This is a genomic window from Natronorubrum sediminis, from assembly GCF_900108095.1.
Lineage (GTDB): Archaea > Halobacteriota > Halobacteria > Halobacteriales > Natrialbaceae > Natronorubrum > Natronorubrum sediminis.
The window spans coordinates 1,020,758-1,041,082 of record NZ_FNWL01000002.1 but is presented as its reverse complement, the minus strand read 5'-3'; the positions used below and the strand labels follow the sequence as shown (position 1 = coordinate 1,041,082).

The following is a 20,325-nucleotide window of genomic DNA, read 5'->3' as shown; positions in this document are numbered from 1 at the left end:
GTTACCGTTCCAGCTTAGAGCGTCTTTTCAGCTTTCTCATCATCGACGACCTCGATCCCGCGGTTGTTGACCGCCATCGGATCGAGGCCGACCTCCTGCAGGAAGTTCTTGTACTCGCGTTCGCACTGCTCGGCGTCTTTTTGCTTGTCACTCGCCCGATCACAGAGTTCGATCAGGTTCTCGGGCACGTCGTTCTGGTAGACGATCCAGTGGTTGATCAGATCCGAGAGGCGGCGAATCGGGCTCGTGAAGTGGCCGTAGATCTCGAAGTTCAGGGCGTGGTGGCCGCCGAAGGGATCGTTCATGTACTTCGCGCGGGGCATCACCTTCATCACGGCCCACTGGATCTTGTCGAGTTGGCGACCCGGAGCGTCCTCGAGCGTCGCGTTGACGGCCTTTCGCGGGTCGTCCCAGGTGCTGCCGGGAATCGAAACGCCGTCTAAGTCCTGAATCTCCTGGAGCGCTTTCGACCATTCGTCGGGGCTGGGCTGTGGGTGAACCCGGTACATCGCCTCGACACCGCGATTCCACATCAGTTCGTGCGTAACGGCCTTGTTGGCCTTCAGCATGCACTCCTCGATGATGGTGTGGGCGCGGTCGCGGGCCGGATTGAGCACGAGCGAGCCGTCTTCCTTGCGGATTTCGTGCATTCGGTCGGCGACTTCGTGGACCAGTTTGTTCTCCTCGTGGAGTGGTGCATCGGGGTCCTCGAGTCGATTCTCGGCCTGGGAGTAGGTGAGTCGCTCGTCGGACTCGATGACGGACTTGTAGATCTCGATGTCGTCGTAGCTCAGCGTCTCCTTGTCGAGGTGCATCTCGACCGTGTGAGCCAGTCGGTCCTCGTTGGGAACCAGCGAGCAGACGGTCTCGGCGAGGACGGGCGGTAACATGTGGATCGTGTAGCCCGGCAGGTAGACCGTGTTTCCGCGCTCGACGGCCTCGTCCCACATCGCCGTCTCGGGATTGACGTAGTGGGTCACGTCGGCGATGTGAACCCAGAGGACGTACTCGTCCTCGCGCTCTTCGATCGAGAGTGCGTCGTCGAAGTCCTGTGCGTCGATGGGGTCCGTCGTCCACGTTGTCAGATCCCGGAGATCCTCGCGCTCGTCGATTTCGTCTTCGATCTCCGCCTGAACGCCGTCGGTTCGTTCTTCGGCCTCCTCGATCACGTTCGGGGGGAACTCGTCGCGAATTTCGAGTTTCTCGAAGAGTTCGTCGCGTTTGTTCTCGAGGTGGCGTGCGACTTCTTCGCTGACCTCGACGGGGCCCTGCCCTTCGGCCGTACCGGCTTCGGCCTGTGCGTCGTCACTCATAGCGTGGCCTACGGACGAAAGGGTGAAAGTCGTGTCGGGACGCCGGGACGGGAACTCGACCCGTTGCCGTCTTCTCTCTCGACCAGCGACGGGGTAGTGCAGGGTCGAATTGGGATTCGTGAAGCCTGGGTATCAACTGCCGAACGTTCGATCCGGCTAGCGACCGCTCAGGACTCTTCCTCGAGTCTGCCGTATCGCTCTTCGACGGTGTGGAGATACCGCGAGAGAAAGCGTGCCTGCTCGATTTCACCGGCGCGCGTCTCGATGAGCAGATCCTCGAGGTCCTCGCGGGGCTGTCGACAGAGGTCGTCGTCACAGGACTTACAGAGGTACTCGAACGCCTTCTCTTCACGATTCCACCGATCACCGTACTTGTCGTACTCACGGGCCATCGATCGCGTCACCTGATCGCCGCAGGCGAGACACGTAACTGTCTCAGTCTGCGTTCGGGAAGGCCACATACTAGAGAGAACGCTATGCTATTATTTAGCAACTAGCACACTCCTTGGCGGCGGTGAGTATTCGAGCGACCGGTCTTTCGATTTCGGTGACCTGCCAGTGGCTGCGTGACGACCGCTGTCGGTCTCGAGACGAATCTAATCTGTTAAATGCACACGGGCGATACTACGGGTATGCAGGTCAAATCTCGACATCACCTCCGAAGTGATGCCGTTTCGGACGTAGAGGACACGCTCGAGGACCAACTCGGCGTCTCCCCCGACGGTGATACCTACGAGCGCGTCGAGTTCGAAGACACCGACTGGGAGGTCGTCCTCATCGACGGCGAGCCACAGGTCGCCTACTTCGACGAGGAGCCGTTCGTGACCGTGCGAGGGGCGAACGCGTACGGTCCGAACCGACGCGTCGTGACCGTCGACGCCGGCGCGATCTCGTTCGTCAGCGACGGCGCGGACGTGATGCGACCGGGCATCACCGAGGCGACCGAGGACATCTCTCCCGACGATCTGGTCGTCATCGCCGAAGAATCACACGGCAAGGTCCTCGCCGTCGGCCGCGCTCGAGTCGACGGCGCGGACATGGCCGGTAAAGAAGGAAAGGTAGTCGACTCGCTTCACCACGTCGGCGACGACCTCTACGAATTTAGTGGCTAACTCGGCGAATCAGCGTTTTTGACCCGTATTTCAGTCGGTCGCTTCGGCTAACGAATCCTCCTCGAAGGCGTCGCTGTAGCGTTCGAGCGTCGCCTCGTAGCCCGTCATCGCGAGATCGTACGTCTCTCGGAGCGACTCGATTGGTGTCTCGGTCGCGTCGACTCGCAGGTCGTTGTACGGCGGCTCCCACTCGTGGGATTCCGTCGACTCGACGACCACGGCTGCACTCTGAATCATCAACTCTTCGCGTTTGTCGCCGCCTTCCTGATGGCCTGCAGCGAGCGCGTCGATCAGTCGCTCCGCCAGCGGTTCGCTCTCGGTGTCGGCGACTACGGCACCCGGGCCGGTCGACCGGTCCGTCGCCTCGTGAACCGCTTGGTCCTCGTACGTCGTCGCGACCGACTCGAGGACGTCCTCGCCGGTCAGCATGTTCCCGGCGACGGTCGCGTGGTCTCGCTCGAGGTGACCGAACCAGTCGACGCACTCCTCGCCGGAGAATGCAAACGAATCGTCGCGGTCGACGCCGTGAACTTGTCGCTGTGGCGCGCCGTCGTCCGTATTGAGCAGTGCTTCGATCGAATCGTCGACGGCGAGTCCCTCGTCGACGTACTCGATTCCCCGCTCGCCGAGTTCGACGTTGACGAGACTCTGTGTCGCGACGGCTCCGTGTTCGCTGACGAACGGACAGAGCGCGCCGACGCCGGGGAGTCGCGTCGTTACGGCGACGCCGAATCGGTGGTGGCTCTCCCCGTCGTCTGTCTCGTAGCGCTCGCGGACGCAGATGCTGAACGTCATCGCGTCACTATACTTCCGTTTCGGATAAATACGTGCTGGCGACACCCCTCGTTGGACGCGTGCGCTCGATAGACCACATACCAGACGCGTGTGCTCGACAGCCCTCTCGCTGAATACGTGTCCCTGATGCTCTCTCGAGGACAGTGGCTGTCGTCGTCCGCTGCGTGCGCACCGACCGTGGTCGGTGGGCGGGACCGTCTGACGTAAGAACTATACTGGCGGCGGCGGTGGGTTACGCCAATGGGATTTATGAGTAAAATTCTCGGCGGGGGCGACTCGCGGGCTGCCGAGGATTACGTCGAATTGGACCTCGACGACGTGTCGTCGGAATCGGCTGAGGCAGCCATGCAGGTACACATCGCAGAGGTCAGCGGACAGGCCGACGCGATCGATATCAAAGACGCCGTCTACGACGGTGACATCGTCATCGCCGATATCACGCGACTGCGGACGAAAGACGCCACCGTCGAACACATCGTCGACGAACTCCGCCAAGTCGCGCACGAAGTCGACGGCGATATCGTTCGAAAAGGCGACGATCAGATGATCATCACGCCGACCGGCGTCCGGATCAGCCGAGAAAAACTGGGCAAGCGATCCTAACGCGACCGTCTCAGCGCTCGGAGCGCGACTCTTCTCGTCCCGGAATACGACGTCTCCCGTCGTGGTGAACGATCGTTCCGTCTCTCACCGCCGCAGTGTGGCGATTTCTGTCACTATCCGTGATGGTGTACTCCCCGAAAAATAATGAAAATAATCCATTCCCTCTTCTAATGGGTGTACGGGTGTCTACTTCCAAACCCGAATGGACTGCTCAATTGTTCGAATATCCTGAACGAAACGGAAACATCGCCCGTGATAGGCGGTCACGGCGACCAAACGACAATACTTTTCCACCGGGGTGCGAAACTCCCACTATGGCTGACGATCTCAAGAAAGGACTGGAGGGAGTCCTTGTTGCAGAGTCCGGGCTCAGCTCGATCGATGGTGACGCCGGTCGGCTGATCTATCGAGGGTATTCGATCGAGGAACTCGCTCGCGGCGCGAGCTACGAGGAAGTCCTCTATCTCCTCTGGCACGGCGAACTCCCAGGCGCAGATGAACTCGAGTCGTTCACCGCCGCGATCAACGAAGAACGCGACGTTTCCGAGGATGTCCTCGAGACGATGGAACGTCTCGCGGCAGCCGACGAACAACCGATGGCCGCACTCCGGACTGCGGTCTCGATGTTCTCGGCGTCCGAACCCGAGACCGACGCCGATCCCGAAGATCTCGAGGCGACGCTTCGAAAGGGTCGTCGGATCACCGCAAAGATTCCGACGGCGCTCGCGGCCTTCGAGCGCTACCGACTCGACGAGGAGCCCGTCGACCCCCACCCAGAGTTGGGGCTCGCGGCGAATTTCCTCTACATGCTCACCGGCGAGGAGCCGAGTGACATCCACGCCGAAACGTTCGATCAGGCGCTCATCTTGCACGCAGACCACGGCCTGAACGCCTCGACGTTCACGTCGATGGTGATCGGTTCGACGATGGCCGACATCTACAGCGCCGTCACCGGCGGCGTGAGCGCTCTTTCCGGTCCACTCCACGGCGGAGCGAATCAGGACGTGATGGAGGTCCTCTTCGAAATCGACGAGAGCGACCTCGATCACCGCGAGTGGGTCGAGCAAGCCAACGAAGCGGGACGACGGATTCCCGGCTTCGGCCACCGCGTCTACAACGTCAAGGACCCGCGTGCGGAGATCCTGCAGGAACGAAGCAAGGAACTCGCCGACGAAGGCGACAGCAAGTGGTACGATTACACCACTACCATCGAACAGTACCTCTCTGAGGAGCAGGGACTCGCCGAGAAAGGAATCGCCCCGAACGTCGACTTCTACTCCGGCTCGGTCTACTACCAACTCGGCATTCCGATCGATATGTACACGCCGATCTTCGCGATGAGCCGCGTCGGCGGCTGGGTCGGTCACGTCCTCGAGTATCAAGAGGATAACCGGCTCATTCGCCCGCTTTCGCGATACACCGGACCGCAGGACCAGGAGTTCGTCTCGCTCGACGACCGATAACGGCACACCGTCGGTCAATTCGATTTTGGCACTCGATATCGGTAGATGACGCCATTCTCGATGAGAGGCCGAACGAGGCGGCCAATACTGTTCCTACGATCGGGACTCAGACGGTTATCGGCCGGATTAGTCATCGTCCGGGACTGCGTCCGGCTGGGCCTCCCGCTCGTGGAACGCTTGGAACCCCGTCAGCTCCTCGACAGTCGGACGGTCGGTCGCGAGGCTGACACCGACGAGGACGGCGATACCTAGCGGAACGGTAATCAGTGCTTCTGTAAAGTCATACGGCATTACGCCAGCGGCCAACAAGACGCCGTACGCGCCAAAGCCGATGATCATCGAGGCGAGCGCACCCTGTCGGTTGGCGCGCTTCCACCAGGTTCCGAGGAACATCGCCGGGAAGAGGCCGCTTGCGACGCCGCCAGCGATAAAGGTGATCATGGCTCCGATGATCGCTGGCGGGTCAAACGCGACGACCGCCGCAGTGAGCGCGCTGAGCCAGACTGTTAGCGCCCCGAGACGCATCTCTAGTTGCTCGGATAAATCCATTCCCAGCGATTGGGGGATATCGCGACTGAGTGCGGCACTCAGCGCAATGAGCAGCGCATCGGTCGAGGACATGACGGCAGCCAAGAGCGCAGCTGCTCCCAGACCCTGAACGACGGGCCCTGTGAACTCGGCCAGTACCGCGTAGTAGTAATAGTCCCCCGTCGCGAGGTCCGGTTCGATAGCCATGGCGGCGCCAACGACAAAGGTGATGTTCAACACGAAGATGGTCATGTAGATCAGGTTCATCCACATTAGCCCGCGTCTGGCGGTCCGATCACTGTCGCTGGCCATGATGCGCTGGCCCACATGGGGAAGGGCACCAGAGGCGCAGATCCACACGACGGCGAGGCCGAGAAGCAACAACCAGGGCGCCTCGGTGCCGGCGACCGCTGGGGAGTTGGCTGTCGCCTCGCTCATAACCGCACCCGGACTTCCGAACTCGAGAAGGATATACGGCACCGGAAGAACCGCCAGCACGGTAATCAGTATCCCCTGAATGAAATCTGTCCACGTTACCGCCCACATTCCTCCGAGCGAGACGTATAGCGCGAACACAATAGTAGCAGCGAGCACACCGACGCTGTAGCTCAACTCGGGGAAGATGAAGTCCATGGTGATCCCGGCTGCCGTCAGCTGCGGGATGAGGTAGGCCCAAGCCGCGATGACGAAGATCAGTGCCCCGAGTAGGCGAACGGTGTCGCTTTGGTAGCGTACCCTGAGATAGTCTGGAACGGTGTACACGCCACTTCGACGAATCGGTGCTGCGACGAACATCAGCGTCAACAATACCCCGGCGCCTACCGACGCTGCAAAGACAATCCCCGCCGCGATTCCCAACTCGTAACCTAATCCACCGAATCCGAAGAACGACCCCGCGGTAACCGCCACCGCGAGCATTGCGAACACCTGAATCGGAAGCGTAATCTCTCCACCAGCGATCCAGAAGTCCCCGGTCGACTCGCGGGACTTTCGATAGAAGAAGACACCGATCGCCAGCACCACTACGAAGTACAGCAAGATGACAGTGTAAGTTTCGATCGTGCTTTCGATCTCCGGAGTCACTTGCAGGAGCTCGATCATTGTCCGTTACCTTCGTCGGTCTCGCTCTTCGTCATGGCGTACTCGTAGATGAATCCGAACAGTACGGTGGAATAGGTCCAGAGGATAATTGCGTACGTGTATGCGAGTTGCGTACTCTCTACTAGCCAGTATGCAAGGAGCACGAATCCAACGAACGAAGCAATCGCCGCAGCCGAAATTCCGAGAAGCGGTCTGTATCCAGCGCTGGTCGTTGCGGTTATCTGTTCGTATCGAACGTGAGTCGACCCGTTCGGGTCAGACGCCGCCTCTTCTCCCGAAGCCATGTTAACGTCGAACATAATCTTTTATTTAAATCCTCGGCCAACATACTCTCAGTATTTACTAACTACGCATCATCTTCTCAATGTGATAGTCACCGATGCTCGATCCGATCCGGATTCGCTTTGCGACGCCGTTCTATCATATTTTGTGTCAAAAAGTGCCGTGGTACAAAATCACGAATGACGACCGGCAGACGAACGTCAGACATTGGCGTTTCCGCGGCTCCCTCTATCGATTTCACTTTCACCGTGGAGCCATGACCTTTATATGCACCGGGTACCCTTCTTCACCTGCACGTCACACGCCGTGCATTTCCTGTATTCCCTGTCGTGTTGCCTTTGGCAACACAATTCTGTCGGGGTCGGAACGGTGGGGCGACCGACCGGCCGATCCCCGACAGTCTTACACTACGTCCCGAGTAGTCAGGTGTATGCTCACACTCGCCGATATTCTCGAGGCACGCGAACGGGTCCGCGAAACGTCCAGACATACTCCGCTCGAGCACTCACACACGTATTCATCGATGACCGATGCCGACGTTCGACTGAAACTCGAGAACTTTCAGCGAACCGGCGCGTTCAAAATCCGCGGCGCGACGAACCGGATCGCGACGCTCTCGAGGGCAGAAAAGGACGCCGGCGTCGTCACCGCGAGTGCGGGGAATCACGCCCAGGGTGTCGCACTCGCGGCCACGCGCTCTGGCGTCGACTCGAAGATCGTCATGCCCGAACACGCTCCGATCTCGAAGGTGAAGGCGACGAAGAACTACGGCGCGGAGGTCGTCCTCTCCGGGCGCGACTACAACGAAGCCGCCGACCGCGCACACGAGATCGAACGCGAGGAAGACCGAACGTACGTCCACGCCTTCGACGACGAAGACATCATGGCCGGACAGGGTACCATCGGTCTCGAGATTCTCGAGGACTGTCCCGACGTGGAGACGGTCGTCGTCCCGATTGGTGGCGGCGGCCTCATCAGCGGCATCGCAACGGCGATCAAAGAACGCCGCCCCGAGACTCGCGTCATCGGGGTGCAAGCCGAGGGCGCCTCGAGCGCCGCGTCGTCACTCGAGAAGGGCGAGCGAATCTCCCTCGACGGCGTCGACACCATCGCAGACGGAATCGCAACGCGGCGCGTCGGCGAACACACGTTTCCGTACATACAGGAGTACGTCGACGAGGTCGTCACGGTCTCGGATTCGGAAATCGCCGTCACGCTCGTTTACCTCCTCGAGCGCTCGAAGACACTTGTCGAAGGTGCAGGGGCGGTTCCGCTGGCCGCAGTACTCTCCGAGTCCTTCGAGTACGACGCGGGCGAGACGATCGTGCCCGTCCTCTCGGGGGGCAACATCGACCTCAACCAGTTGACGAACGTCGTGGTCCGTGGCCTCGTCGAGACGGGTCGATATCTGAAGATCCGAACGGTGCTCAAAGACCGTCCCGGCGCGCTCGAGGACCTACTCGACATCTTCACCGCACATCGAGCGAATATCTATGCGATTCATCACGACCGTACGTCCCGCGAGGTCGAGATGAGCGATACGGAAGTCGAGATCGAACTCGAGATGCGCGGGCCAGATCACGTCGATGCGTTTCTCTCGGATCTGCGGGAAGCGGGGTACGACGTCGACATACTGGCGTGAACGTACAGCGGCGAGTTGTCGTCACTCTTCTCTGCCCGTGGCTATCTATTTCTCGAGTCTCCCCCGTCTCGTATCTCTCTCGTCTCGTGTCTCCCCCATTTCCCCGTCTCGAGTCGATTTCCGTTACGAGTCGACGGGAATCGTGAACACGAACGTCGTTTCCTCGCCGGGTGTCGACTCGGCCCAGATTTCGCCGCCGTGGCGTTCGACGATACGTCGACAGAGCGCGAGGCCAATGCCGGTCCCGGAGTGCTCCTCGTTCGTATACAGCCGCTGGAAGACCTCGAAAATACGATCCGTATCCGTCGAGTCGATTCCAACACCCTCGTCGCGAACGGCGAAGACCCAGTCCCTCCCGTCTCGCTCGACGGAGATATCGATTTGTGGCGGTTCGTCACCGCTGTACTCGATCGCGTTTTCCAACAGATTCTGAAAGAGTTGGCGCAACTGGCTATCGTCGCCGTTCACGCGCGGAAGCTCCTCGCTCGTGATCTCCGCATCGCTCTCCTCGATTCGCATCTGCAGGTCCTCGCGAACATTGTCGAGGACGGCGTTCAAATCGACCGGTTCGAACGCACCTCCTTGCGTGTCGACGCGCGAGTACGCGAGCAGTCCGTTGATCATCTCGCGCATCCGTTCGGCTCCGTCGACGGCGAACTCGAGGAACTCCTGGCCGTCCTCGTCGAAGCTATCGCCGTATCTGTCCTCGAGAAGTTGGAGATAACTCGTGATCATGCGAAGCGGTTCCTGTAAGTCGTGTGAGGCGGCGTACGCAAACTGCTCGAGTCGTTCGTTGGACGCTTCGAGCTTTGCGACCGTCTCCTCGAGTTTTCGCTGGGACTCTCTGCGTTCGGTGATATCGGTGAGCGTAACGACGGCGCGGCTCACGTTCCCGTCCTCGTCTCGAACCGGTTTTCCGTGCTCCATGATGATTCGGCGCTGCCCGTCGAACGTCTCGATTTCGAAGATGTTTGGCTCCGTAACTTCTTCACCCTGAACGACCTGATACATCGTCCAGTCTTTCGGGCCTACTGGCTCACCGGAATCGGCCCATACCGCGGAAAACTTCTCGTACTCCCCGACCGATTCCGAATCGAAAACGTCCCCACCCCAGATTTCCTGCGCCGTTTCGTTTGCTCTGCGCAGCGATCCGTCCCCGTTCGCGACCACGACACCCACGGGCAAGACGCGAAACAGCGTCTCGAGTTGCCGCGATTGCTTCTCGGCCTCGAGTTCTGCTCGCTTGCGCTCCGTGATGTCGGTGATCGCACCGGGGAACCTGACGGCGTCACCTGCCTCGTCGCATTCGACCTGACCACGAGCGACGACCCATCGAAGGTCGTCGTCTGCGTTCCAGACGCGATACTCAGACACAAATTCATCGCAGTGTTCGATGGTCTCATCGATTTGTTCAGCGACGCGGTCGCGGTCGTCCTCGTGGATCGACGACAAGAATCGATCGATCGGGACGCCTTCGCGAGCGGCTTCGGGATCGACGCCGAACGTGTTGGCAAACGAGACACCCGTGACGAACTGGTCTTCCGGAATGTGCCACTCCCAGGTCCCGACAGCACCGGCTTCGGTCGCGGCCTCGAGTTGTGTCTTGGCCTCTTCCAGATACTGCTCGCGGTTTTTCTGCTCAGTGATATCCTGTGCCATCGTCATTCCGGCAAAGACGTTGCCCTGTTCGTCGGTGATCGGCACCGCGTGAAGCACCCACTCCCGACCTGCGTACTCGAGTTCGATCCGTGCTTCCTCCCCGTCGAGTGTCGACTGAAGCGCTGGTTCGAGTTCGGCGACTGTCTCGTCCGGCCAAACGTCGTGGAACTGGTGGCCCTCGAGATCGTCGGGATCGACGGGAATTCGGTCGAATCCCTGCCCCGCCGCTAACGTGTACTCGAGTCCGTGATCGAACAACGTGACGAGACCGTTCGGAAAGTACTCCGCGAGCGTGCGATAGCGCCGTTCGGATTCCTCGAGCGCCTGTTCGCGTTCCTTCCGTTCGGTGATATCTTGGACAACTCCCACTGCGCGGATCGGTGTTCCGTCGTCGTCGAAGTCGAACTCCCCTTGTGCCGTGATCCACCGCTGTTCGCCGTCGACTCGGTGTATCCGACACTCGAACTCCCACGAACCGGTTTCGTAGGCGTCTTCGAAGCGCTGTCTCACGTCCGCACGGTCGTCGGGGTGAACGTGATCGAGGAAGATTTCCAATCCCCACTCTTCGACTGGGGACTCGTACCCGAAAACCCGATCGTGCTGGGGTGAGCGCACGGCGGACTCTTCGGTCTGCAAGTCGAGTTCCCACGTCCCCATCTCGCCGGCCTCGAGTGCGAGTTGTAATCGCTCTTCGCTGTCCCGTACTTCACCCATCATCCGCTCTCGCTCGGATTCTCGCTCCTTGCGCTCGGTAATATCTTGGAAGTATACCGACAGGCCGGTCGACGACGGGTAGGCGTTGATCTCGTACCAGGCGTCGAGGGGGTCAGGATACAAAACCTCGAACGAGGTAGCCTCCTGTGTTTCCATCGCCCGTTCGTACTCTTCTTGGATTTTCGAGGTAGCTGCCCACTCGAACGTCTCCCACACGTGCTCCCCAACCAACCCCGTATCATCGAAGTCGATCATTTCCTCGGCACGTTCGTTGACGTGTGTAAATCGAAAGTTTTCGTCGAGCGCGTAGAAGCCGTCGGTCACTCGGCCGTGAATCTCCTCGAGTTCGCTTTCCGCGTCACGTTGGTCGGTGATCTCTTCGAACGTGAAGACGGCACCGTCGAACGCATCGTCCTCGCTCCACTGTGGTGCTCCGTTGACCGACAGCCAGACGCGCCCTCCTGTTGGGCGTCGAATCCCCATAATTCGATTGGAGAGGGGCTCACCTTGCTCACGAACCCGATCGAACGGAAACGTACCCGTCTCGAGTGGGTTTCCGTCCTCGTCGGCAGGGTCCAAGCGGGAGTCGTCGTAGGAGAATTCAGTGAGTTCGTCGGAGGACCGACCGAGAATTTCCACCGCACGTTCGTTTGCAAACGCCAGTTCGCCGTCGGCGTCGACGGTTACAATCCCGTCTCCCACCGCGTTTATCAATGCACGACAACGCTCGTGGGTTCCGGAATCGTCTTCACAGAACGTCCGGTTGACCTCGCCGACTTGCTCGCTCATACGGGCAAACAAGCCATCGAGTTGTATAAGCGCCCCGGCGATTGTCCCTGAATACCGATACTCAGAGCGAATCCCAGCGATGGGAACCGTCGTCCGCTCGGTGAATTTATAGTAGCCGCTGTACGTCGGTGTCCACCTGATCGACAGACCGCTCGGTGGTCAGTGTATAATTCGTTTCAGTTGTCACGGTATTCCGCGTTCTTTTAAGCCAACTCGCCGAGAGGGGTACCGTATGAAACGCATCATCGAGACCGACGACGCACCCGCTGCGGTCGGCGCGTACAGCCAGGCAACCACCGACGGGTCACTCCTGTTCACCGCCGGACAGATTCCCCTGACGACAGACGGCGAACTCCTCGCGGACGAACCGATCGAAGCCCAGACCGAGCAGGCACTGGACAACCTCACGTCGGTGCTCGAGGCCGACGGCGCGACGGCCGAGGACGTCCTCAAGGTCACCGTCTTCCTCGACGATATCGACGATTTCGAGGCGATGAACGAGACCTACGCCGAGTACTTCGACGACGAACCACCGGCGCGTAGCGCACTCGAGGTCGCGGCCCTACCGAAGGGCGTCGGCGTCGAAATCGAAGCCGTCGCGACGCTCGAGTAGGCGCTCGAGCGTGTTCGCTCCAAACACTCCGACCGACCGCTCGCGTGTGATGTCGGCAATCTTGTGGGGTGCCGTCGGCTTCATGGCGTTTCTGACCCTCGTGCAAGGGTACGCCCTCGTCGTCGAGCCACTGGTGTCGATCACGCAGGGAGCGTTCGTCGCGATGTGCGTCGGTGTGGTCACTGCAGTCGGTGCGTACGCACTCGAGTATCGAATCCTCGCGTGGACGGCCGGCCGCGTGTCGGATGACCCCTAATCACACGGCGGCGACAGTAAAAGTAAGAGTTAAACGACGGACGCGGTTACGTTCACTTGAGCCAGGATGGCCGAACGGTAAGGCGCACGCCTGGAAAGCGTGTTCCCTTTGGGATTCAGGGTTCAAATCCCTGTCCTGGCGTTTTCGTGATTTCACTACCAACGAGCGGCGCATCGCGACGCGAGTTATTCGAAATTGCGAAACGCAACAAAGCGGGATTTGAATGAGAGAAGTCGCAGCCCCGGAACGGAGTGAGGCCGCAGGCCCGGAACGTCTTCGCGTCGTTCAAATCCCTGTCCTGGCGTCTTCTGTCGCGAACAAACTCGTGAGCAACGGCTACCCGACGACGGGATTTGGATTCGAGAAGTCATCGTTCACGGAGTGAACGAAATCGAGCACATCCGAGCGTAACGACGTCACTGTCGGCCGATATCCATCGTCCGGTCAGCGTCTGATCTCGATGGGCGAATCGGTCGTGATCCAGCGACAAGGGTCGTCCGGGTCGCGGATCTCGAGTTGGCCGTCCTCACACACCAGGAGTTCGTATCGATCCGTCATGGGAGTCTCGTCGACAGATCCGTCGTGATCGGGTATCGTAACACGGGACCTACCGACGCCGTTCGAGTCGGTACGAGGCCCATACCGGCCGAGTTGTGCGTGGTGCAACGGATCGACGCGAGTACCTGAGTGAGAAGCGACCAACGCTATACGCGTCGCGAGCGAAGACTCGGATATGTGCGGGCGCTACACGCTATTCGTCGAGCAAACTGAACTCGAGGACCGATTCGACGCGCGGTTTGTGGACTCGAGTGGCGGATTCAGTCCCCGCTACAACATGGCACCGGGCCAGCACCTGCCAGTGATCACGAACGACGCACCCGAGACGATTCGGCGACTCGAGTGGGGGCTGATTCCGTCCTGGGCCGACGACGACAGCGACGGGATCATCAACGCACGTGCGGAGACCGTCGCCGAAAAACCGAGTTTTCGAGATGCGTACGAACGCCGCCCGAGCGCTTCGGAGCAACGCGACGGCGAGCACGACACGCCGTCGGCGGGTCGGTGTCTGGTTCCCGCGGATGGGTTCTACGAGTGGGTCGAGACCGACGACGGAAAACAGCCCTACAGAGTCTGTTACGAGGACAATCGGGTGTTCGCGCTGGCAGGTCTCTGGACGCGCTGGGAACCGGACGACGAGACGACACAAGCCGGTCTCGACAGCTTCGGTGGCGGTGTCGAAACCGAGGTAGACGACGACGGTCCACTCGAGACCTTTACTATCATCACAACGGAGCCGAACGCGGTCGTCGAGGACGTGCACCATCGAATGGCCGTTATTCTCGAGCCAACGGCCGAACGGGAGTGGCTGACGGCCGACGATCCGTCGGATTTGCTCGAGCCGATTTCCGCAACCGACATGCGCGCGTATCCCGTCTCCACGGCGGTCAACAACCCGACAGTCGACGATCGTTCCTTAGTCGAACCGCTCGAGTCCTGACGTCGGGGGGCGTCTCCGTGTCGTGCTGTTCGTTCCGGTGTGACCGCAATCTAACTTGTATTTAAATATACGGGATGGTCCCGTTTCGTCACGGGTTTTGTGAACTGGTTTCACTGAGCACGTGATGACGGCGGTCGGCGTCCATTACGGGGGTTCTCCGGCAGTACCGGCCTTTGAATGGTATCGTGTAGCAGTATCGAATAGCGAAGAACATATATAGAAGGGCAATCAATGAATCAGCTGACTATGAGCCAGCGAATGCAGCAGGGACAGCCGATGATCGTGATGAGCGAAGACTCCCAGCGCGTCAAGGACAAAGACGCGCAGGATTACAACATCAGCGCGGCCCGTGCAGTCGCCGAGGCCGTCCGCTCGACACTCGGCCCGAAAGGGATGGACAAGATGCTCGTCGACTCGATGGGATCGGTAACGATCACCAACGACGGCGTCACCATCCTCCAGGAGATGGACATCGACAATCCGACGGCCGAGATGATCATCGAAGTCGCCGAAACGCAAGAAGACGAAGCCGGTGACGGGACCACGACGGCCGTCGCAATCGCCGGAGAGCTCCTCAAGAACGCGGAGGACCTCCTCGAGCAGGACATTCACCCGACGGCGATCATCAAAGGCTTCCACATGGCCGCAGAGCAGGCTCGCGAGGAAGTAGACGATATCGCAACCGACATCGACACGACGGATGAGGAACTCATCCGGAAGACCGCCGAAACGTCGATGACCGGCAAGGGCACCGAGGTCAACAAGGAACACCTCGCCCAACTCATCGTCGACGCTGTCAGTCAGGTCACCGTCGAAACCGAGGATGGCGACAACGTCGTCGACCTCGAGTTCCTCAACATCGAGACCCAGACCGGCCGCGCAACCGGCGAATCCGACCTCCTCGAGGGCGGCATCGTCGACAAGGACCCCGTCCACGACAACATGCCGACCGAGGCGACGGACGCCGACATCCTGTTGCTCAACCAGTCCATCGAGGTCGAAGAGGCTGACGTCGATACGGAAGTCTCCGTCACCGACCCCGACCAACTCCAGCAGTTCCTCGACCGCGAGGAGAAACAGCTCAAAGAGAAGGTTCAGCAGATCGTCGACCTCGACGCCGACATCGTCTTCTGTCAGAAGGGGATCGACGACCTCGCACAGCACTACCTCGCGAAGGAAGGCATCCTCGCCATCCGCCGCGCGAAGAAGAGCGACCTCGAGTTCCTCTCGGAAGTCGTCGGTGCGAGCATCGTCTCCGACCTCACGAGCGCGAGCGAGGACGACCTCGGCTACGGCGACGTTACTCGTGACGACGAGGACGAACTGTTCTACGTCGAAGGCGAGGACGCCCACGGCGTGACACTCCTCCTCCGTGGCTCGACCGACCACGTCGTCGACGAACTCGAGCGCGGCGTCACCGACGCCCTCGACGTCGTCGCACAGACGGTCTCCGACGGCCGCGTGCTCGCAGGCGGCGGTGCAACCGAAGTCGAACTGGCGTCCCGACTGCGTGACTTCGCCGACTCCGTCTCCGGTCGTGAGCAACTCGCCGTCGAGGCCTTCGCGGACTCGCTCGAACTCGTCCCCCGCGTGCTCGCCGAGAACGCCGGCCTCGACTCCATCGACACGCTCGTCGACCTGCGTGCAGCACACGACGACGGCGACGTGCAGGCCGGATTGAACGTCTTCTCGAGCGATATCGAGGATACGTACGAAGCAGGCGTCGTCGAGCCGGCACACGCCAAAGAGCAGGCCGTTACCTCCGCGTCCGAAGCGGCCAACCTCGTGCTCAAAATCGACGACATCATCTCCGCCGGCGACCTCTCCACCGACAAGGGTGGCGACGAAGAAGGCGCACCCGGCGGCGGCATGGGCGGCATGGGCGGCGGCATGGGCGGCATGATGTAGGAGCGATTCGGAGCGACCGCGATGAACGAGAATCGCTGAGAGCGAGCGGGGAGCGCAGTGACCCGCGAGCAAAATTCAGTGCAAAAGCTTCTTTCTTCCGTTAGGGGACGCGGAACGTTCTCAGTTTACGGCTGCGCCGTTCGCTTGGTCGTAGCGGCTCGTAGCGCCGCGCATTCCACATCAGTCGTCGGTCCAGGCCGAAGCGCTCGGCGAACAGCACTGATTGAGGTTTGCCGAACGCTCACTCGCCGATAACAGCATAGCGATTACGACCGCTCGAGCAACCGTTCACTGACTCGAGTCCTCCCGAATCTGCTTGCTGTCACACCGTACTTGCGTTGCAAGCCGGTGGTTGTTTGTACTCGCTCGCGTACGCCGCCTATGGCGTATCAAACTACCATCGGCTGGTCGTTGTTTTCATCGGGTATCGTCACGCTGGTCCTGATCGTTCTTCCCGGTGATTCGCTGTGGTGGGGACTCATGCTTCTCGCACTCGGCCTCCTAATCTTGTATCTCCGGTAGCGTCGAGTTCTCTCGTAACTATTCGAACGCTCGCGATTGACCGACGTGTCGTATCGAGAACGGACTCGAGGCCGAAGTTTTCGAGTAGCAGTCGCTCCGTGGTCGGAACGTACGGTAAAACCGCCCTTCGATCGGTTGCCGGTCGATTAGGTATCGGTAACGTCGAGTTCGAACTGCTCGTTTTCGCTGACGGCGTTGAGGACGACGCTTGTGTTCGATGCTTTGATATCCGGGTCGGTGAGCAACGCCTTGATCTGATCGTTCATCCCGTCGGTGTCTTTGAACTTGCCGATGGCGATCACGTCGTAGTCGCCGGTCACTTCGTAGACACTGGTCATCTGGCGGTGATCGCGAAGCGTTTCGGTGATGTCTGGAAGCGCGTTCCCTTCGACTTGAAGCTGGATAACGGCGGTGACGTCATATCCGACCGCATCGTAATCGACACGCGGTGTATAGCCCTCGATTACGCCATCCTCCTCGAGATCCGAGAGATGATTCGAAACCGTGGTGACAGAAACGTCGAGCTCTTCGGCGAGGCTACGGAGGCTCGCGCGACCGTCACCCAAGAGTGCATTCACTAGTTTTGCATCGAGATTTTCGTACGTCATCACATCTACCCTCTCACTCGACCCTTTAGAACTTTACGAATATACAATTCCAGAGGGGAGAGAGAAGATTTGCTTGGAGCAGTAGGGTTTTAGTAGCAGAGTTACTTGGGTAGGACGACGAGAAGATGACAAGCGGAAACATCACTGAGGCCGAACAGGCCGTACTCGACGAAATTGAGGAGAACGATATCGACTTCCTGCGACTGCAATTTACCGATATTCTTGGCACTGTAAAAAACGTCTCAGTGCCAGCCCGACAGGCCGAAAAAGCGTTCGCCGAGGGAATTTACTTCGACGGATCGTCGATCGAAGGCTTCGTTCGCATTCAGGAATCGGACATGCGATTAGTTCCGGATCCGAACACCTTTGCTATCCTTCCATGGCGAAACCGCGAGGATGGTGCATCCGCTCGAATGATCTGTGACGTCTACAACACGACCTCGGGCGAGCCATTCGAGGGCGACCCGCGTCGCGTGCTCAGGAACGCACTCGACCGTGCTCACGAGATGGGCTACAAAGTCAACGCCGCCCCAGAGCCCGAATTCTTCCTCTTCGAGGAAGACGAAGAGGGCCGTGCGACGACGACGACCAACGACGCAGGCGGGTACTTCGACCTCGCACCGAAAGACCTCGCGAGCGACGTCCGACGTGACATCATCTACGGCCTCGAGAACATGGGCTTCGAAGTGGAAGCGAGCCACCACGAAGTCGCCGAAGGTCAACACGAGATCAACTTCGAGTACGACGACGCGCTCACCACAGCCGACAACGTCGCCACCTTCCGCACCGTCGTTCGGGCCATCGCCGCCCAACACGACTACCACGCGACGTTCATGCCAAAGCCGATTCCGGAGATTAACGGCTCGGGTATGCACACGCACATCTCGCTGTTCACCGAAGACGGCGAGAACGCGTTCCACGAGGAGGACGACGAGTTCAACCTCAGCGAGGAAGCCCGCGCCTTTACCGCCGGTATCCTCGAGCACGCACCGGCGATTACGGCGGTCGCGAACCCGACGGTCAACAGCTACAAGCGACTCGTCCCCGGCTACGAGGCGCCCGTCTACGTCGCCTGGTCCGACCGCAACCGTTCGTCGCTGATCCGCAAACCGGCTGCTCGCGTCCCTGCAGCCTCCCGCGTCGAACTTCGCTCGCCCGACCCCTCGTGTAATCCCTACCTCGCCATCGCCGTCATGATCCACGCGGGTCTCGACGGCATCGAACAGGACCTCGAGTGTCCGGATCCGGTTCGAGAGAACATCTACGAGTTCGACGAGGAAAAACGCGAAGAGTACGGCATCGACACGCTGCCGGCGAACCTCGGCGAGGCAGTCGACGCCTTGGAGGAAGACGACGCGATGTTCGACGCACTCGGCGAGCACATCGGCGAGAAGTTCGTCGAAGCCAAGCGCCAGGAGTTCGAAGAGTACCTCATCGACGTCTCCGAGTGGGAACTCGATCGCTACCTCGAGACGTTCTGAGTTCCGATACTGTCGCTCTCGACGATTCTCGACTGGGTGGGTTTTCTTGCTGATTGGGCTTTCAATCGGTTCTTGGCTCCTTGGTCACCGATTGTACGCCAGTCTCGAATACCGACTGATTGGACACGATATCGCGTTTCTGTGTGGCTCCCTCTTGGAGTGAATACGTACCGCCGAGGGACCCGAGTGACCGACGAGTCGGGGGTAGCAACGTATCGAGTCGCCGAGAATGCCGACGAGCGCCCAGCAACGGTGTCCTCGCGTCGATTCCGCCGGAGCAGAGACTGAAACGGACCGATCGACGAACGGTCGGGCCGTGGCGCTGCTTACACGTTCCGGGCGAGCGTCGAAGTGTCTCGGTCTGGAACTGACGGTCGTCACACTCGCCGCGACTGTCAGCTATGAGTTTCATCGGATACCACGCCTCCCACGAACAGTTTTCACCCTCGACGCTGCTCGAGTACGTCGAACAGGCCGACGAACACGGCTTCGAGGCTGCACTCGCCTCGGATCACTTCCACCCCTGGAGCGAACGACAGGGTGAGTCCGGCTTCGTCTGGTCCTGGCTCGGATCGGCACTCGAGCGGACGTCGATGACATTCGGGACCGTCAACGCGCCGGGGTACCGGTATCACCCGGCAATCATCGCACAAGCAGCGGCGACGCTTCGGGAAACGTATCCCGAGCGATTTTGGCTCGCCGTGGGTAGCGGCCAGTTGCTCAACGAGGGGATCACGGGCACCAACTGGCCGATCAAGGACGACCGCAATGCCCGTCTCGAGGAATCCGCACGGATCATGCGGCGGCTCTGGGATGGCGAGGAACTGACCCACGACGGTCAGATTACGGTCGAACGGGCAAAACTGTACTCGCGCCCGGAGACGCCGCCGCCGGTAATCGGTGCGGCCCTCTCCGAAGAGACTGCTCGCTGGCTCGGAACGTGTGAGTGGGTCGACGGCCTGATTACCATCGCGACGCCGGATCACGAGGGCGTCGAAAACCGCGTCGAAGCCTTCCGCGAGCACGCGCCCGACAAATCGGTCTTTCTCAAGGTGCAACTGTCCTACGACACGGACGACGACGCGGCACTCGAGGGCGCGTACGATCAGTGGCGGACGAACTGCGTTCCGGGGCCCGTCACGCAGGAGCTTCGAACACCGGAGGAGTACGACGAACTCGGCGAGTCGATCACTCGCGAGGAGGTCGAAGCGAACGTTCGCGTCTCGAGCGATCTCGAGGACCACATCGAGTGGCTCGAGCGCGACCGCGCGCTCAATGTCGACGGAATCTACCTGCACAACGTCGCTCGCTCGCAATCGCGCTTCATCGCGGACTTCGGAGAAGAAGTACTTCCCAAACTCACGTAACTCGAGAGATCGTTGCGTGTACTCGCCTGTGTTCGGAACGCGTCGGTAACGTACTCACTCGCCTTTTCGAG

18 protein-coding genes and 1 tRNA gene are annotated in these 20,325 nt (G+C 60.1%); 12 read left to right on the top strand and 7 right to left on the bottom strand.

All coding sequences use genetic code 11. The features are described from left to right. Positions 1-14: 14 nt before the first annotated feature. Together BLW62_RS12340 and BLW62_RS12335 are read right to left on the bottom strand one after the other, a co-directional pair. Positions 15-1,313, bottom strand: a complete 1,299-nt coding sequence (locus BLW62_RS12340; protein WP_090507315.1) for a ribonuclease catalytic domain-containing protein — start codon at positions 1,311-1,313, stop codon at positions 15-17. A 167-nt stretch (positions 1,314-1,480) separates the two neighbouring features. Continuing rightward, complete coding sequence (locus BLW62_RS12335; protein ID WP_090507314.1) at positions 1,481-1,774, bottom strand: DUF7562 family protein; 294 nt, start codon at positions 1,772-1,774, stop codon at positions 1,481-1,483. 171 nt (positions 1,775-1,945) lie between these two features. Here BLW62_RS12335 and BLW62_RS12330 point away from each other — a divergent pair, with 171 nt between their 5' ends. After that, the gene (locus tag BLW62_RS12330; protein ID WP_090507596.1) at positions 1,946-2,425 is read left to right on the top strand and encodes an RNA-binding protein; all 480 of its coding nucleotides are present in this window, start codon (positions 1,946-1,948) and stop codon (positions 2,423-2,425) included. A 30-nt stretch (positions 2,426-2,455) separates the two neighbouring features. Here BLW62_RS12330 and BLW62_RS12325 read toward each other — a convergent pair whose 3' ends face one another. After that, positions 2,456-3,220: a DUF1028 domain-containing protein gene (locus BLW62_RS12325; RefSeq protein WP_090507313.1), complete on the bottom strand. Its 765-nt coding sequence runs from the start codon at positions 3,218-3,220 to the stop codon at positions 2,456-2,458. Between the two features lie 240 nt (positions 3,221-3,460). Here BLW62_RS12325 and BLW62_RS12320 point away from each other — a divergent pair, with 240 nt between their 5' ends. Next, positions 3,461-3,823 carry a cell division protein SepF gene (locus tag BLW62_RS12320; RefSeq protein WP_076581093.1) on the top strand — a complete coding sequence of 121 codons (363 nt, stop codon included), beginning with the start codon at positions 3,461-3,463 and terminating at the stop codon, positions 3,821-3,823. A gap of 314 nt (positions 3,824-4,137) precedes the next feature. Further along, a complete protein-coding gene (gene citZ / locus BLW62_RS12315) occupies positions 4,138-5,286 on the top strand; it encodes a citrate synthase (protein ID WP_090507312.1) in 1,149 nt (382 codons plus the stop codon). 126 nt (positions 5,287-5,412) lie between these two features. Here the strand turns inward: citZ and BLW62_RS12310 are convergent, their stop codons facing one another. Next, a complete protein-coding gene (locus tag BLW62_RS12310; RefSeq protein ID WP_090507311.1) occupies positions 5,413-6,915 on the bottom strand; it encodes a sodium:solute symporter family protein in 1,503 nt (500 codons plus the stop codon). After that, on the bottom strand, positions 6,912-7,199 hold the full coding sequence (locus BLW62_RS12305) for a hypothetical protein (RefSeq protein ID WP_139305412.1): 288 nt from the start codon (positions 7,197-7,199) through the stop codon (positions 6,912-6,914). The genes BLW62_RS12310 and BLW62_RS12305 overlap by 4 nt, the downstream gene beginning before the upstream one ends. A gap of 428 nt (positions 7,200-7,627) precedes the next feature. Here BLW62_RS12305 and ilvA point away from each other — a divergent pair, with 428 nt between their 5' ends. Continuing rightward, a complete protein-coding gene (gene ilvA, locus BLW62_RS12300; protein ID WP_090507309.1) occupies positions 7,628-8,839 on the top strand; it encodes a threonine ammonia-lyase in 1,212 nt (403 codons plus the stop codon). 123 nt (positions 8,840-8,962) lie between these two features. On the opposite strand, the gene BLW62_RS12295 is transcribed toward ilvA, so the two are convergent. Then, positions 8,963-12,001: a PAS domain-containing sensor histidine kinase gene (locus BLW62_RS12295; RefSeq protein ID WP_090507308.1), complete on the bottom strand. Its 3,039-nt coding sequence runs from the start codon at positions 11,999-12,001 to the stop codon at positions 8,963-8,965. A 232-nt stretch (positions 12,002-12,233) separates the two neighbouring features. On the opposite strand from BLW62_RS12295, the gene BLW62_RS12290 reads away from it, so the two are divergent. The 6 genes from BLW62_RS12290 (at position 12,234) to BLW62_RS18720 (ending at position 16,798) form a co-directional block, all read left to right on the top strand. Beyond that, positions 12,234-12,614 carry a Rid family detoxifying hydrolase gene (locus tag BLW62_RS12290; RefSeq protein ID WP_090507307.1) on the top strand — a complete coding sequence of 127 codons (381 nt, stop codon included), beginning with the start codon at positions 12,234-12,236 and terminating at the stop codon, positions 12,612-12,614. Between the two features lie 49 nt (positions 12,615-12,663). Further along, positions 12,664-12,870: a DUF7981 family protein gene (locus tag BLW62_RS12285; protein ID WP_090507595.1), complete on the top strand. Its 207-nt coding sequence runs from the start codon at positions 12,664-12,666 to the stop codon at positions 12,868-12,870. Positions 12,871-12,930: 60 nt separating this feature from the next. Continuing rightward, positions 12,931-13,011 (top strand) — tRNA-Ser (locus BLW62_RS12280). Positions 13,012-13,603: 592 nt separating this feature from the next. Then, on the top strand, positions 13,604-14,368 hold the full coding sequence (locus BLW62_RS12275; protein WP_090507306.1) for an SOS response-associated peptidase: 765 nt from the start codon (positions 13,604-13,606) through the stop codon (positions 14,366-14,368). Between the two features lie 246 nt (positions 14,369-14,614). Next, complete coding sequence (gene thsB, locus BLW62_RS12270) at positions 14,615-16,276, top strand: thermosome subunit beta (protein WP_090507594.1); 1,662 nt, start codon at positions 14,615-14,617, stop codon at positions 16,274-16,276. 381 nt (positions 16,277-16,657) lie between these two features. Then, on the top strand, positions 16,658-16,798 hold the full coding sequence (locus tag BLW62_RS18720) for a hypothetical protein (protein ID WP_175459735.1): 141 nt from the start codon (positions 16,658-16,660) through the stop codon (positions 16,796-16,798). A 146-nt stretch (positions 16,799-16,944) separates the two neighbouring features. Here BLW62_RS18720 and lrp read toward each other — a convergent pair whose 3' ends face one another. After that, positions 16,945-17,406 carry an HTH-type transcriptional regulator Lrp gene (gene lrp, locus BLW62_RS12265; RefSeq protein WP_076581086.1) on the bottom strand — a complete coding sequence of 154 codons (462 nt, stop codon included), beginning with the start codon at positions 17,404-17,406 and terminating at the stop codon, positions 16,945-16,947. 125 nt (positions 17,407-17,531) lie between these two features. Here lrp and glnA point away from each other — a divergent pair, with 125 nt between their 5' ends. Further along, the gene (glnA, locus tag BLW62_RS12260; RefSeq protein WP_090507305.1) at positions 17,532-18,887 is read left to right on the top strand and encodes a type I glutamate--ammonia ligase; all 1,356 of its coding nucleotides are present in this window, start codon (positions 17,532-17,534) and stop codon (positions 18,885-18,887) included. Positions 18,888-19,288: 401 nt separating this feature from the next. After that, positions 19,289-20,254: a TIGR03885 family FMN-dependent LLM class oxidoreductase gene (locus tag BLW62_RS12255; RefSeq protein ID WP_090507304.1), complete on the top strand. Its 966-nt coding sequence runs from the start codon at positions 19,289-19,291 to the stop codon at positions 20,252-20,254. The last annotated feature ends 71 nt before the right edge of the window (positions 20,255-20,325 follow it).